Source organism: Modestobacter sp. Leaf380, from assembly GCF_001424485.1.
Taxonomy (GTDB): Bacteria; Actinomycetota; Actinomycetes; order Mycobacteriales; family Geodermatophilaceae; genus Klenkia.
The window spans coordinates 783,009-797,976 of the sequence record NZ_LMQC01000012.1; the positions used below are offsets into that span (position 1 = coordinate 783,009).

The window sequence follows — 14,968 nt, forward strand, 5'->3', positions numbered from 1 at the left end:
TCACCGCCCGTCCCCGGGCCCGCCCGCTGCCTGCCCGACGGCCCAACCGTAGTCACCGGTCCCGCTGGCGACGAGGGTGAGACCCGCCGCGGCCACCTCGTCGCGGATCTGGGCGCGGGTGAAGTGGTGGGCGAAGTTGGGTGAGAGGGCGTCACCGAGGACCGGTGCCTCCCGGTGACGCCAGCGGCGCAGCACCCGGGCCACCCGGTGGGCCGCGGTGAACTGCCGGCGGTCCGCCGGCATCGGGAAGTAGGAGAGGACGACGACGCCCCGTCCGCCGGTGGCTGCAGCCGCCGTCCGCAGCAGCTCGACGCGCTGGGCGCGGGAGGGCACCAGCATGTAGGAGCCCCACCCCAGGACGACGGCGTCCGCGGTGACGCCGGCCGGGACGACCGAGCGGTCGGAGACGTGCACCCGGGCGCCGAAGCCGTCGGCCTCGGTCAGCGTCGACCCGAAGGAGGCGAGGGCGGCGTTGGGCTCGTACCCCTGGACGTCGAACCCCGCGGCCAGCAGGGCGAGGACCTCCCGTCCGCCACCGGCGCCGGTGACGAGCACGCGACTGCCCGGTGCGAGGTGCTCGCGCACCACGTGCTCCTCCCAGGGGAAGAGACCACGGCGGTTGTGCGCCTCGGTCAGGTAGACGGCCTCACCGTCGTAGTAGGCCTGGTCCAGCCGGGCCAGCTGCTCCTCGTCCAGGAACCCAAGCCACAGCCCGTCCCACACCCCCCGCACCCGCTGGACCAGCGACTCCAGCAGCCGGTCGCCCCGCAGGTAGACGCTCAGCCACCCCGGTCGGGCGCTCACGCGGCCTCCGCCGACACCGCGGTCAGGTAGGCCGCCAGGTCGGTGGGGTCGCCGGAGGGGTAGAGCGTGGAGCCCGGGTGCTCGGGGCCCTGCACGAAGGCGACGGCACCGGACGGGCCCTGCAGGCGGCGGCGAGCACGGCGCAGCAGCAGGTCGACGACCCGCCGGTCCTCCAGCGCACCGGTGGACAGCCGGGCCGGCCACCCGCCGGTGTCGCTGGTCGCCCGAGCCGCGGTCCGGCCCACCAGTCGCTCGGCCAGCGCCCAGTCCCGTCCCAGCAACGAGCGGAGCACCGCCGGGGGCACCGGGGTGCCCACGAGCGTGGCGCTGCGCTGGAGCACGAGCCCGATGGGCACCGGGACACCCCACGCCCGGGCCGTGGCGATCAGCTGGTCCCAGTCGACGGCCCGGTCCTGCACGGACAGGGCCACGTCCAACAGCCAGGAGACCCGGGAGGCCCCCGCGAGGGCGGCGTGCAGGCAGACGTGCGCGAGGGCCACGTCGGGCTGCAGCACCGGGGCGGTGGTCGAGCCGAGCGGCACCCGCTCGACGTCCCGGAGCAGGTCGGCGGTGGAGATCGTCGCCCGCTGCCGGCGCAGGGACCGGTTGATCATCGTCCAGTGCAGGTCGATCGAGGTGCCGTGCCGGCCGACGGCCGCGACCTCGCCGGGCACCTCCCGGCGCAGGAGCGTGAAGTTGCGGCTGAGCAGGCCGCCGCCGGTGGCGCTGAGCGCGCGCAGCGCGTCCCCCAGGCGGTCCGGCGGTACCAGCAGGTCGAGGTCGATGGCACTGCGGGCCACGCCCACCCGGGCGTACACCGCGCTGAGCACCGGGCCCTTGAAGCAGGCCCACGGGATGTGGGCGGCGTCGAGGGCTGCTCCGGCGACGGCCAGGTCGGCATCGGCCTGCACCTGTCGCCTGCGTGCCCGGCCCAGCCGCTTCTCGGCCGCCTCCCGCACCGCGGCCGGCAGACCGGGGACCTCCTCGGCGTGGGCGGCCAGCGTCAGCCAGCCGCGGTGCTGGCTGAGCGCAGCCTCCAGCTCGGCCGTGTCCCCCGCCCAGTGCGGCGCGGCACCCGGTCGACCGGCCACCCGGCGCACCGCCCACAGGACGAGGTCAGAGGGGACTGTCGTGCTCCGGGGGGACGGCTCCGTTGACGACACCCGGACATGCTCGCCCACCACGCGTGGGACCACCAGGTCAGCCTGCGCGGCGCCCCAGTGCGCGGTAGGACCAGCCGGCCGCCTCCCACGCGTCCCGGTCCAGCGCCTGCCGACCGTCGAGCACGCGCTTCTTGGCCACGATCTGCCCGAAGGCGACCGGGTCGAGCTCGCGGAACTGCTTCCACTCGGTGAGCAGCAGGACGGCGTCGGCGCGCTCGGCGGCCTCCTCGGCGGAGTCGACGACGAGCAGCTGCGGCCACGAGCGCTTGATGTTCTCGTTGGCCGCCGGGTCGGTCACCTGGACGCTGGCGCCCTGCAGCTGCAGCTGGGCGGCCACGTTCAGCGCCGGGGAGTCCCGGATGTCGTCGGAGTCGGGCTTGAAGGCGGCGCCGAGGACGGCGATGCGCTTGCCCACCAGGGACCCGTCGCAGACCTCGCGGGCCAGGTCGACCATCCGGATGCGGCGGCGCATGTTGATGTTGTCGACCTCGCGCAGGAACGTCAGCGCCTGGTCGGCACCGAGCTCGCCGGCCCGGGCCATGAACGCGCGGATGTCCTTGGGGAGGCAACCGCCACCGAAGCCGAGGCCGGCGTTGAGGAACTTGCGGCCGATCCGGTCGTCGTGGCCGATGGCGTCGGCCAGCTGCTTCACGTCCGCGCCGGTGGCCTCGCAGAGCTCGGCCATGGCGTTGATGAAGGAGATCTTGGTTGCCAGGAAGGAGTTGGCCGCGGTCTTCACCATCTCCGCGGTCGCGTAGTCGGTGACCACCTGCGGGGTGCCGGCGTCGACGATGGAGGCGTAGACCTCGTCGAGGGTGGCCTGGGCGGTGTCGCCGTCGGGGCCGGCGGGGATGCCGTAGACGAGCCGGTCGGGGTGCAGCGTGTCCTGGACGGCGAAGCCCTCGCGGAGGAACTCCGGGTTCCAGGCGAGGATCGCGCCGGGGACCTTGCCGCTGACCAGCTCGGCGAGCCGGGCCGCCGTCCCCACCGGGACGGTGGACTTGCCGACGACGAGCTCACCGGGCTGCAGGACCTGCAGCAGCGACTCGGTGGCCGCCTCGACGTAGCGCAGGTCGGCGGCGTACTCACCGCGCTTCTGCGGGGTGCCGACGCAGACGAAGTGGACGGCGCTGCCGGCGGCCTCGGCCATGTCGGGGCTGAAGCGCAGCCGGCCCGAGGCGAGCGAGCGGCCGAGCAGTTCCTCGAACCCGGGCTCGTGGAACGGCGCCTTGCCGGCGGAGAGCAGCTGGGCCTTGGGGACGTCGACCTCGATGCCGACGACGTCGTGGCCGAGCTCGGCCATGGAGGCGGCGTGGACGGCACCGAGGTAGCCGCAACCGATCACGGAGATGCGCACGGGGTGGGTCCTTGTCGTTGCAGGGGACGCGGTCCGCAGACCGCGTACGGACTGGGTCAGTAGGCGCCGGAGCCGCGGAACACGGCTCCCACGGTCTTCCACAGGATCATGAAGTCGAACATCAGGGACCAGTTCTCCACGTAGCGCACGTCGATGCGCACGGAGTCGTCCCACGACAGGTCGGACCGGCCGCTGATCTGCCAGAGCCCGGTGATGCCGGGCTTGACCAGGAAGCGCCGGTGCATGTCGAAGCCGTAGCGCTCGACCTCGCGGGGCAGCGGCGGGCGGGGGCCCACGAGCGACATCTGGCCGGTGAGCACGTTGAGGAGCTGGGGCAGCTCGTCGAGGGAGTAGCGGCGCAGGACCCGGCCCACGCGGGTGACCCGCGGGTCGCCCTTCATCTTGAACAGGACGCCGTTGCCCTCGTTCACCGGCTGCAGGGCGGCCAGCCGGGCCTCGGCGTCGACGACCATGCTGCGGAACTTGAGCATGGTGAAGACGCGGCCGTCCTGCCCGACCCGCTGCTGCCGGTAGAAGACCGGGCCGCTGCTGGTGGCCTTGACGGCGGCGGCGGTGGCGGCCAGGACCGGGAGCAGCAGCACGATGACGAGGGCGGCGGCGCACTTGTCGACGGCGGCCTTCGTCAGGCGCCGGATGCCGCGCATCTCGGGGCGCTCCACGTGCATGAGCGGCAGCCCGCAGACGGGGCGGATGTTGACCCGGGGGCCGACGACCTCGGTGACGGCCGGGGCCAGCAGGAGCTCGGCCCGGGTCTTCTCCAGCTCCCAGCCGAGCCGACGCAGCTTGGCGCCGTCCAGCTCGGGGCTGGGGAGGACGGCCACGGTGTCCACCTCGTGCCGGCGGACGACCTCGGCCACCTGGTCGAGGTCACCCAGGACGGGGACCCCGTCGAACCAGCCGCCCTCGGCACCGCCGGGGACACAGAACCCGATGACGTCGTAGCCCTGGTACGGCTCGCTGTCGATCTGCTGGTGGAGAGCAGCGACGCCGTTGCGGTGACCCACGACGATCGTCGTCTGCATGAACCGGCCGTGTGCACGCTGGCGGTGCAGCCATGCCCGGTGGGCGTAGCGGGTCACCAAGGTCACCAGGGTCGCCAGCGGGATGGCGACGACGACGAAGCCGCGGGCCAGGTCCAGCCGGAACGCCCAGGACACGGTGCCGACGCCGGCCAGCAGGCAGATGGCGGCCGATGCGACCCGGCGGAACTCCTCGGCGCCGATCCAGAGGAAGCGCTGCTCGTAGGCCCGGTTCAGGGACATCACCGCGACCCACGCGGCGGGCAGGACCAGCACGGTCCAACCGGGCGCACCCACCTCGGGCAGGGCGCCGGGCTGCGTCGGGCCGAACCGGACGAAGAAGCCCACGACACCGCCCAGCAGGGCGGCCAGCACGTCGAACCCGACGAGCCGGATGACGTAGTTCTTGCGCCAGCGGCGGCGGGCGACGGTGCCCTCGCCGCGCAGTCGGTCGGCGAAGCGGAAACGGGAGACCCGCGGGGCCTGGACACGGGCGACATCCGACTCGACCTGGGTCACGGCTCTCCCTCATCACTGCTGGAGCGACCCCGGACGGGTCACACATCGTCGCCGACCTCGATGTGCGGCACTGAGGACCCTAACGGGAAGCGTCACTCTTCCGAGGCTTCCGCGATCACCTTTGCGTGAACGCTTGGTCACAGAGCGAAACGCCCTGGCAGACCAGTCCCTCGTTCCGGCCCGCCGGCGTGTCGATCCGTCACGTTCCGCTTCAAAGACCACCGCGGACCGTCGAGAGCCGGCGGCGGAGCACTCTCCCGGCCCGCGCCGCCTCCACTCGCAGCTTCCAGCTCAACATGTGCGGGAGGGGAAGCCGCTGGATCCCGAACTCAGCTGCGAGGGATCGGGGAAGGGGACGCCCACCACCCACGGCCCCCTTCTTGGACACGTTCTGACCGTTGTTGACGCAGTAGAAGGCCGCGCGGAAGGGCACGGCCTCCAACGAGAGGCGTTCCCGCAGACTGCGGTGAGAGCCCAGCTCGTTGCGCAGCACGTCGTCGCCCCATGCCTCGAGCAGCTCCTCGCGCGTCGCGCCCAACAGGACGTCAGGGCGCCCGAGCCGATCACGGCGGAACACCAGGGAGCTCCCGCACTTGGTGTTGAAGTCCGGCTGCTCAGCCACCAGACCGGTGCGGACGTCGTAGCGGTAGCCCTCGTCCACGAACCACCCTGCGCGCTCCGGACTACCGAGGACGTGCCCGACGAAACGGCTGCTCAAAGCGTCGTCAGCGTCCACGTACGCGACGTACCCGGCGGGGATGACCGCCATTGCGACAGCGTGCTTGCTGCCCCTGTCCAACCGGACACCGGCCTGCCTGCGGGCCCCCACCTCGAGGTGGTCTGCAGGGGGCGGGAAGTCCACGGTGAGCGTGTGCACCGGGATGGAGAGGTCGCGCGGCGGCGTGTAGTCCCGGTTCGCCACCACCAGCACGCGGCACCGCCGGTCCTGCTGGTTGTCCAGAGAGCGGAGCGTCGCCTCGAGGAGTTCGATGACACGGGGGTAGTCGTCCGTGTTGTCGGGATGCCGCAAGGTCGTGACGAAGGTGACGACGTCGTCCTCGGAGCTCAGCCCGGGGTCTACAGGTCCAGTGGTGGTTGCCATGCGTCCTCCTGTCGGTGCCCGACCCGTCAGAGCGGTCGTGGCGTTACGCGGGGCGGCCCCGCTGACGTCGACCCCGCCGCCCGCGGACCCGGACACTGTCCCAGACCCACAGGAGCGGCGGCCCTCCCTATGACCGCCGAGCCCGAGCACCTGCAGTGATGTCCGTCGCTGACCCACCCAACCGATGGCACGACCGATATCGTCACCCGCCAGTGGTCCTCTGATGACAGCGCGCAGTCAGTGCCGCCCGTGCCACGTCGTCCTGCGCACCGACCGACCACCACTCCCGCACAAAGCTCAACCCGACTGAGCAAGACGACCCACGACGAGGGCGAGGCACGCTCCGATGAGCATGAGCGACGGATCCCGGACGCCCCCCACCGTCGCCTCCCCGACACTTCCTGCTCCCGAGTCAGGCGGGCCGGTGACCGACGTGGTGACTCCTCGGGACGACGTCCCCCCGGCGGTCCCCTCCCTAGGACGGAAGATGCGCACGGGGGTCCTGTGGACCGCCACCACCCGTTTCGCCGCCCAGGGGCTTCAGTTCGCCTCGTCGATCGCCCTCGCCCGCCTCCTGCTGCCCGAGGACTTCGGTCTGGTCGCGCTGGTCATCGCGACCACCGGGTTCGCGGGCATCTTCGTCGAGCTCGGACTGGGGGCTGCGGTGGTGCAGAGACCAGAGCTCGACGATGCGCTGCTCACCACCGCCTTCTGGCTGAACGCGGTGCTCGGGGTGGTGATGGCGCTGACCATCACCCTGACGGCTCCGCTCCTCGCTGTCTTCTACGGAGCACCTGAGCTGACCTACCTGCTCCCCACCGCGAGCCTGGTCTTCGTCGTCTCATTGGGCGTCGTGCAGACGGGCCTGCTGCGTCGAGAACTCGACTTCCGCCGCCTCGGAGTCGTCTCGGTGGTGAACACGGCTGTCACCGCGCTCGTGTCCATCAGCGCGGCTGCCAGTGGGATCGGACCCATGGCCCTGGTGCTCGGCACGCTGGCGGGGACCATCGCCTCGACCGTCCAACTGTGGGTCTACCTGCCGTGGCGGCCACGGGGTCGACCCAGCCGGGAGAGCGCAACAGATCTCTGGCGGTTCTCCCGGGGCCTGCTGGGGTTCAGCACGGTCAACTACTGGTCGCGCAACGCCGACAACCTTCTCGTCGGCAAGTTCCTGGGGGTCACCGCGCTGGGCTTCTACGGCCGCGCCTACAACCTCATGATGATGCCGGTCACCCAGATGAGTGCTGTGCTGTCCACCGTGCTCTTCCCAGCACTGAGCAAGCTCCAGCGTGACCAGAAGCGGTTCGGCCAGGGGTGGCTCGTCAGCACGAAGGCGTCATGGCTGCTCGGCGCCCCGCTCGGAGTCGGGGTCGCAGTCACCGCACCAGCCCTCGTCGAGGTCCTCTATGGAGAGCGCTGGCTCCCCATGGCGCCCGTTCTGGCGCTCTTGTCCGCTTCCGTTCCCGCTCAGCTGCTCGGATCCAACACCGGGCCCGTCTTCCAGGCACTCGGTCGGACCGGCCTGCAGTTCAAACTGGGACTGGTGACAAGCAGCCTCACGGTCTTGGCCATCGTCGTGGCGCTGCCCCACGGGATCGTCGCAGTCGCCTTCGCGCTCGCCGTCAAGAGCTGGGTGCTCGTCTGGGTCCCGTTGCTGCCGGCTCTGCGGCTGGCCGGTGTGAGGCTGTCCACTTTGGGTCGTTCCCTCGCCTTCACCGCCATGTCGACGGGCCTCATGGCGATCGCGGCGTGGTCACCGCGGTGGTTCATGGGCGACGCATCACCGGTGGCCGTCCTGCTGACCCAGGTCACTCTCGGCGCCCTCGTCTTCTGCGGGCTCATAGTCATCGGTGAACGCCCGTACCTGCGAACGCTGAGGGGGCGGCGATGAGCGCGACCGGAAGTGCGCCCGACCGGGTGCTCTACGTGCTCAGCAAGTACCCGGTGCTGTCGGAGACCTTCGTCAGGAACGAGATCGCGGCCCTCCGGACGGCGGGTGTGCGGGTCGACGTCCTGACGCTGCGCGCGGGATCGACCGGCGACGTGCCGGAGGGCTGGGCCGGCCCCTTCGAGGTAGCTCGCCGTCCCGCCCTCGGCGTGGTCGTCTCGTCGCTGGTCTGGTGGGCGCTCCACCACCCCGTGCGGTTGTCGAAGCTCGTCCACCTGCTGCTCGTGCTACGGGGACGCGATGCCCGCCTGGCCCTGACAGTTCTCCCCAGCGTCCTCCGCCCGCACATCGGGGTCCGGTCGGTACACACCCACTTCGGTTGGCGTGCCTCCGCACCGTGTCTGTTCGCCGGCCTTCTCCTGGCCGCCCGGTCCTCCGTCACCCTGCACGCCAACGACATCTACGTGCCCACTGACGACCTGCCCCGCAAGCTCCGCCGATTCGACCGCCTGGTCACCGTCTGCGACTACAACGTCGCCGTGGTCCGGGGTCTCTGCGGACACGACGTCGACGTCTTCGTCGTGCCCTGCGGGGTGTCCGTCCCGGTCGAACCTCTGGCCCCCGTCACCGGTGCCCGGGTGCTCTCCGTCGGTCGCCTGGTCCCCAAGAAGGGGTTCGTGGACCTGGTTGCTGCGATGGCGGTCGTCGTCGCACAGCGGCCCGACGCGACCCTCGAGATCATCGGCGACGGGTCGGGCCGACTCGAGGTCGAGGAGCTCATCGAGCGACTGCACCTCACGGACGCCGTCACGCTGAGCGGATCACGGCCGAACGGGGAGGTCCTCGACACCATGTCGAGCGCCTCGGTCTTCGCGCTCGCTTGCGCCTGGGAGGACGACGGCGGCAGCGACGCCCTGCCCGTGGTCCTGCGAGAGGCCATGGCCCGCGGGCGGCCCGTGGTCTCCACGGACGTGGCCGGGATCCCGGAGACCCTGGACGGTGTCGGCTGGGTGGTGCCGAGCGGGGACGTCCCTGCGCTCGCCGACGCTCTCCTGGAAGCACTCGAAGACACCCAGGAAGCCTCACGACGGGGCACAGCAGCCCGTGAGCGGGTCTCCCAACACCACACCCTCCGGCACACCGCCGAGGGGATGAAGCGAGTTTTCGACATGGTCGGCGAGAGGAACTGACGTGCGTCTGCTGGTGATTGGAGCTGTGTCCGGCAACGGTGGTGATGCCGCGATCCTGCATGCGGAGATCGAGACCGTTCGAGAGGCACTGGGCTCAGAGGAGCTGACTGTGGACGTGGTGGACAGCAACCCCGGGGTTGCCCGTCGCGTCGTCCCGGGCCTGGACAGGGTCGTGGGTCTGAAGGACCCGGACGCCCTCACACCCCGACGTCCCACTGACCGGTCACTTCCGTCCCGGGCCTACCGCCGGGTACGCAGGAGCCTGCGTCGTCCGCGCGCAACAGCACCCGCGGCGGGGCCACTGACGATGCGGATGCCGCGCGCCGAGGTCCTCGACTTGTTCCAGGACGCCGACGTCGTTCTCTACACCGGCGGGACGAGCCTCGTCGAGCACTACCCCCTGGAGGAGAAGTTCGCGCACATCGAGGTCGCGCTGACCGCTCGCCGACCGCTCGTGCTGGGCACCCAGAGCCTGGGACCGTTCCAGCGACCAGCACACCAGGAGCAGGTCAGGCGGGTGACTGCGCGGGCGTCGGCGGTGCTGCTCCGGGACGACCGATCTCTCGGCAACCTCGGCCAGATCGGTGCCGACGTGTCGCGCGCCAAGGTGCTGCCGGACATCGTCTTCGCCCTGGCGGATCCCCGGCCGCAACGGCCGGTGACACAACGGCCTCGTGTAGCGGTGTCGGCTCGAGCCTGGAACCACTTCTCCGGAACATCCGCCGCCGCCGGCCAGGCTTCTTACGTCGACGCCTTGCGCGGGGCGGTCACCTGGCTCGTCCGCGAACGGCAGGCCGAGGTCGTGTTCCTCTCGACGTGTCAGGGCATCGACGAGTACTGGATCGACGACTCCCACACCGCGTCCATGATCGCTGCCGGCCTCCCCGAGGACGTCCGGCAGGGCGTCACTGTCGAGCGAGGACACCGTTCTCCAGCCGAACTGCAGGACGCGTACGCCTCGTTCGACGTCGTGCTGGCGACCCGCATGCACGCCGCGATCTTGTCGCTCAACGCGGGGACACCGGTGGTCGCCGTGGCCTACGAGTTCAAGACCACCGAGCTCTTCCGCGGACTCGGTCTCGAGGAGCTGTCGCACGACATCGAGACGGTGTCGGCTGCGGGGCTCACGGCGAGCCTGGACCACGTCCTGAGCCATCAGGGCGCGGTGCGCGAGGTGGTTGCAGGCAAGGTCGTCGCATGGCGCCGGGAGGCCCGCGAGCTCGGGCTCCTGGTCGTCTCAGCCCGGCGGAAACGGGCAGACAGCTAGCCAGCCAGGTCGGACCTGGCTGATCCGGGTTGCGAGCGGCGACTCCACGTGGATCGTGGGTCGCCGCTCGTCTGTCACACCGGCGTACGGTCCCAGGACTGCGTGCGATCGGCCCAGTCGTCGTCCGAGACCTCGTCGACCGGCTGCTCTGGCGCGGGTGCCCGACGGTGCGACCGGCGCCGCCGCTTGTCACGACCGCCGGCGACCATGAGTGCCAGTCGGTCGACCGCCACCGCTGCGACCATGGCGAGGACCAGGCCGGCGAGAGCCAGTCCGACGACCACCCGCAACCGATCGGGGTAGGCCTCGATCGGGACGTCCGTCGGAGAACCGACGGCCGTGGTGAACACCTGGTCAGCCGGCGCACCCGCAGCAACCTGGATCTGCTGGACGACGCCGGCAGACCCCGCGACGACCGTGGCCATGGCCGCCTCGGCCTCCACCTCCGACGTCCCTGTGACCGACAGCTGCACCACCAACGACGACTGCTCGTCCCACACGGCGGCCAGGGCGACGCGCTGGCCTGGGATGAGCTGGGTCTGGACGATGGCCGTGTTCAGCGAGTCTGCCAGCAGGGCGGCCAGTGTGGCCCCGCCGGACTGTGCCCCGAAGGGGTTGGTGGAGAAGCCTCCCGTGCCCGAGGTCGGAAGCCGGGCGTTCAGCAGGGACGGGGAGGGCAGCACCACGATGCTGGACGAGACCGAGTAGATCGGCTGGACGTTGCGGTAGCCCTGGACTGCCAGCACCCCTGACAGCGCCACGACGAGCAGCACGACGTACCAACGTCGCAGACAGGCCCGTAGAACGGCGGCGATCGTCATCTCATGCCTGCCTCACACGTCGGTGTAGCACTCGGACTCCTGGGTGCAGCTGGAGGTGCTCCTCCCTGCCCCACGCGATCGGGGACCCGCCCATCGTGCGCGCCCTGTCGCCCCCTGGCGAGCAGGTGCGCGCGGGTCGCGGGGTGTTCTGGCTCCCATCGCCGGGCAACCCTCACCTCCGCGCGCTCTCGTACGGCGAGACCAGCGGCGGGAGAGACGTCGGGCTGCCCGGAACCTCGGGCCACCAGGTGCTCCTCACCACAACGGACGACATGCCGACCAGCACGAAGACCAGCATGGCGCTCTGCTGGAACGCCAGGGTGTCGAAGGTGTAGGCAGCGACTCCTGAGGCGGCAAGACCACCGGACAGGGCACCAGCCAGGCTGGACCGCTCTGGACTGCGCGGCCGCGCACGGGCAGCAAGACCGTTGAGCACAGCAGGCACCACGAGCAGAGCGGCGAAGCCGACGACCGCGACGAGACCACCGCTGACCAGAAAGCCCAGCCACTGGTTGTCGAGGTAGCCGTCTGCGCTGGTCAGCGTCTCGCCGAGGAGGGGACTCCGATCGAACACCTCCATCACGTCGGCGTAGTCGTCGAGTCGGCCCGCGATGCTGTCATCGTCCGTCGAGGTCACGCTGACTCCCCGGAACAGCACGACGAAGGCATCGACGACGCGCGGGACCAAGAGGACAGCGACCGCTGGGGCCAGGACGAGGCCGACGGCGACTGCCCAGCGCTGAGCCCGGGTGGCCAGACAGAGGTAGACCAACATCCCGACTGCGATGCACAACAACCCCGAGCGGGACAGCGCGAACGGCGTGGCCATCGCGATGAGCGCGGCGACGGCCATGCTGCTGACGCGACGAACCCGGGTCCCGGCGAACACGGCCATGTGGATGGCGAGCGGCAGGGTCACGGCCAAGCAGACGGCGAACTCGATCGGGTGCGAGGTCGTGCCGAGGACCCGGACGAAGTCCAGCCTGTCCCGCAACACCCCGGGGTTGCTGGTGAACGCCAGTCCCGGCAGCCGGATCACCTCGGCCCACACGAAGTCCGCTCCAGTGGCCTGCGCGAGGCCGACGGCAGCGTTGAGTGCGCTCCCTGCCAGCAACCAGCCGAGCAGCCGGCGGACTGCGGCGAGATCGGGAACAGACACCGCGATCAACATGGCGATGGCGCAACCAGCCAAGAGGACCAAGAAGTAGCGGAGGCTGGTGGCCGCGTCGGTCGTCGTCAGGTTCCGCCCGGTCGAGACCCCGTAGCTGAACAGGGACTGCGCCGCGTAGAGGACGAGCACGACGAGGACCGGGTCCACACGGCGGTGCCCGTGCTCTGGCGGTCGTGCGCGCAACAGACCCAGCAGCAGCAGGAGCAGGGCGGCGAACCCGAGGAGCCGGATCGGAGACCCGTTCGAACGCAGCGGCCCCGCGAGGACCACCTCGCTGGGGAAGACGAACAGCAGAGCGCAGAACAAGACAGCCAAGGCCGAGGACGGGCCAGGTCCCATCGTCCTGCCCACGACGTCGCGCGCTGACGCCCGGTGGTGCCCACGCTCGGCACCACGCTCCGGCAGACGCATCCTCAGCCTTCGGTCGTCGGCGGTGCGTCCGCCGAGAGGAACCGGCCGTAGTGCCCGACCTCAATGTCGCGACGGATCACCTTGGCCGGGTTCCCGGCCACGATCGTCCGCGGCGGGACGTCCTTCGTCACGATGGCGCCCGCAGCCACGATGCTTTCGTCACCCACCGTCACGCCGGGGAGGATCATGCTCCGCGCACCCACGAAACAGTTCTGCCCGATCACCGTGTCGACGTACAGGCCCCGGGTCCGGTCGTGGCAGAGGATCGTGGCCCCGAAGGCCACGTAGCTGTGCGCTCCCACGTGCACCCCCGCCGGGTACGTGCGGTCAAAGTAGGCGGACAGGGAGAACATGGCCGTGGGGTGGATGTGCATCCCCCACAGCCGGTTGTAGTACTGACGCCGGCTGCCTTGCAGCGCGGTGCGGAGCAGGCGCAGCTGATTGAGGCTAGGCATCGACGGTCTCCGTTGCTCGGGGCCTGCTCGACAACTCGGCACGGACGGCTTCCCGCCGACGGAGTCCGACGTCGAGGACGGTCGAGAGGGTGATGGCCGTGAGCACCCCGGCGGCGAGGGTCACGATGGTCATGCGCTGACGGTCGGGCGTGATGCGCACCGGGAAGTCCAGTCCCTCACCACCCACGGCCTGGAACGTGATTTCACTAGGGACTCCCCGCTCAGCCTGCAGCTGCTCGAGCAGACGCCGCGTGGCAGCCTCCGCCGTCGCCATGGCCTGCTGAGCACCTGCGGCGTCTCCCGACGTGGTCTCCAACGAGATGAGGGTGGGTCGGCGACCGTCCCACTCCGCGACCAGGGCCGACCCTGTCGGCAGCTGCGAGGACACCTCCGCGAGGCCGAGGTTGCGGCTGACGAGGACCGCCAAGACCACAGGGGAGCCAAACGGGTTGGTGTCGGGCGTGACCCCCTCGGGTGCGGTGATGTCACGGGCTGCCGAGAGTCCTGGGCTCGGCACGACGGTCACCGACGCCGACACCCGGTACGCCGGGCGGGAGGCATCGAAGAGACCGACCGCGGCCACGGCGAAGACGGCGAACACGGGCAGGAGGACGTACCACCTGCGCACGCACGCGCGGAGCAGCTCGATGACGTCCACGCTCGGACCCCCGTGAGTCTCGGGTCAAGGGCAAGAGCCCATGATGTCAACGGATCGTCCGGTCTCGTCGCAGGCGCGGTGAGTGATGAGCCACGTACTCCTCGTTCACCGAACCCTTCCCGGCCCGGAAGCAGCGTGGCACAGTCGGCGCAGACAATCGCCTGTGCGCTGGTCGTCCGGGCGAGGTGCCCTGTCGTCACCTCACGCCTCACCACAAGCCAGAGGACGCGCTCGTGCCACGAAGCAGACGCCTGCCCCTCGCCCTCCTGGGGGTGGCCGCCTTGCTCGGAGGGTGCGCTGGCGGCCCGACGACAGACGTCGTCCTGGACGCTCGCCCCTCCGTGGCGGCCCAACCGACTGTCGTCGCCGATGCCGGCCCGCCAGGCCCGGACAACACCGGAGTACCAGCCGACGTCGACCTGAGGCCCAGTGACGACCTCTACATCACCCAGCCCGGGTCGGTGATCGACGGCCTGGACGTGGACGGGTGCGTCGTTGTGCGTGCCTCCGACGTCGTCATCCGCAATTCACGCATCCGCTGTGCCGAACCGGTGACGGCGAACGTGGTGCAGGTGGAGAACGGGGCGACGGGACTGGTCATCGAGGACACCGAGATCGACGGCCTCGGGGAGGCCGACATCGCTGTGGGTTGGAGCGACTACACCTTGCGTCGTGTCGACATCCACAGCACGAACGACGGGGTCCGGCTGGGCGACGACGTCCTCATCGAGGACTCGTGGATCCACGACATGATCCGCCAGGGTGGACTGCACCCCGACTGCATCCAGGCAACGACCGGCAGCGACATCACCGTCCGGAACAACACCTTGGACGTCTACAACCGGGAACGCGATGACCTCAACAACGCCGCCGTGCAGTTGGGCAGCGAGACGGGCCCCCGACTCCTCGAACGTGTGCTGATCGAGGACAACTACCTGAATGGCGGGAATTACACCGTCAACGTCCGAGGCGACACCAACTTCCAGGACGTCGTCTTCCGAGGGAACCGCTACGGGACGGACAGCCGGTACGGGCCTGCGATGGCACCGGGGGGTGTGGAGTTCTCCAGCGAGCGCATGGACGAAGGAGACACGGACTTCTCGGTCACGACTGCCCGCTGAG

13 protein-coding genes are annotated in these 14,968 nt (G+C 70.5%); 4 read left to right on the top strand and 9 right to left on the bottom strand.

Annotation, left to right across the window (positions count from 1 at the left end; genetic code table 11):
- From ASG41_RS11790 to ASG41_RS11810, 5 genes are all read right to left on the bottom strand, one after another.
- Nucleotides 1–804, bottom strand: coding sequence for a hypothetical protein (locus tag ASG41_RS11790; protein WP_056294318.1), 804 nt, complete (start codon nt 802–804; stop codon nt 1–3).
- Nucleotides 801–1,895, bottom strand: coding sequence for a nucleotidyltransferase family protein (locus tag ASG41_RS11795; protein ID WP_162245554.1), 1,095 nt, complete (start codon nt 1,893–1,895; stop codon nt 801–803). The genes ASG41_RS11790 and ASG41_RS11795 overlap by 4 nt, the downstream gene beginning before the upstream one ends.
- 109 nt (nt 1,896–2,004) lie before the next feature.
- The gene (locus tag ASG41_RS11800) at nt 2,005–3,324 is read right to left on the bottom strand and encodes a UDP-glucose/GDP-mannose dehydrogenase family protein (RefSeq protein WP_056294324.1); all 1,320 of its coding nucleotides are present in this window, start codon (nt 3,322–3,324) and stop codon (nt 2,005–2,007) included.
- Nucleotides 3,325–3,380: 56 nt separating this feature from the next.
- A complete protein-coding gene (locus ASG41_RS11805; RefSeq protein ID WP_056294327.1) occupies nt 3,381–4,883 on the bottom strand; it encodes a sugar transferase in 1,503 nt (500 codons plus the stop codon).
- A gap of 211 nt (nt 4,884–5,094) precedes the next feature.
- A complete protein-coding gene (locus tag ASG41_RS11810; RefSeq protein WP_056294330.1) occupies nt 5,095–5,985 on the bottom strand; it encodes a hypothetical protein in 891 nt (296 codons plus the stop codon).
- Nucleotides 5,986–6,472: 487 nt separating this feature from the next.
- Here ASG41_RS11810 and ASG41_RS11815 point away from each other — a divergent pair, with 487 nt between their 5' ends.
- Genes ASG41_RS11815 through ASG41_RS11825 form a run of 3 tightly spaced genes read left to right on the top strand, consistent with a single transcriptional unit; the run spans nt 6,473 to nt 10,330 of the window.
- Nucleotides 6,473–7,876 carry a lipopolysaccharide biosynthesis protein gene (locus ASG41_RS11815; RefSeq protein WP_056294340.1) on the top strand — a complete coding sequence of 468 codons (1,404 nt, stop codon included), beginning with the start codon at nt 6,473–6,475 and terminating at the stop codon, nt 7,874–7,876.
- Nucleotides 7,873–9,063, top strand: a complete 1,191-nt coding sequence (locus ASG41_RS11820; protein WP_157519302.1) for a glycosyltransferase — start codon at nt 7,873–7,875, stop codon at nt 9,061–9,063. The genes ASG41_RS11815 and ASG41_RS11820 overlap by 4 nt, the downstream gene beginning before the upstream one ends.
- A gap of 1 nt (nt 9,064) precedes the next feature.
- Entirely contained in the window at nt 9,065–10,330 is a 1,266-nt protein-coding gene (locus tag ASG41_RS11825) for a polysaccharide pyruvyl transferase family protein (protein ID WP_082556812.1), read from the top strand.
- 74 nt (nt 10,331–10,404) lie between these two features.
- Here the strand turns inward: ASG41_RS11825 and ASG41_RS11830 are convergent, their stop codons facing one another.
- The 4 genes from ASG41_RS11830 to ASG41_RS11845 form a co-directional block, all read right to left on the bottom strand.
- Nucleotides 10,405–11,151, bottom strand: coding sequence for a hypothetical protein (locus ASG41_RS11830; protein WP_157519304.1), 747 nt, complete (start codon nt 11,149–11,151; stop codon nt 10,405–10,407).
- Nucleotides 11,152–11,323: 172 nt separating this feature from the next.
- A complete protein-coding gene (locus tag ASG41_RS11835) occupies nt 11,324–12,637 on the bottom strand; it encodes an O-antigen ligase (RefSeq protein WP_162245555.1) in 1,314 nt (437 codons plus the stop codon).
- Between the two features lie 98 nt (nt 12,638–12,735).
- Entirely contained in the window at nt 12,736–13,188 is a 453-nt protein-coding gene (locus tag ASG41_RS11840; protein WP_056294362.1) for a DapH/DapD/GlmU-related protein, read from the bottom strand.
- Nucleotides 13,181–13,846, bottom strand: a complete 666-nt coding sequence (locus tag ASG41_RS11845; protein ID WP_056294365.1) for a hypothetical protein — start codon at nt 13,844–13,846, stop codon at nt 13,181–13,183. Before ASG41_RS11845 ends, ASG41_RS11840 begins: the two co-directional genes overlap by 8 nt.
- Nucleotides 13,847–14,118: 272 nt before the next feature.
- On the opposite strand from ASG41_RS11845, the gene ASG41_RS11850 reads away from it, so the two are divergent.
- Nucleotides 14,119–14,967 carry a hypothetical protein gene (locus ASG41_RS11850; protein WP_157519306.1) on the top strand — a complete coding sequence of 283 codons (849 nt, stop codon included), beginning with the start codon at nt 14,119–14,121 and terminating at the stop codon, nt 14,965–14,967.
- Nucleotide 14,968 lies beyond the last annotated feature (1 nt).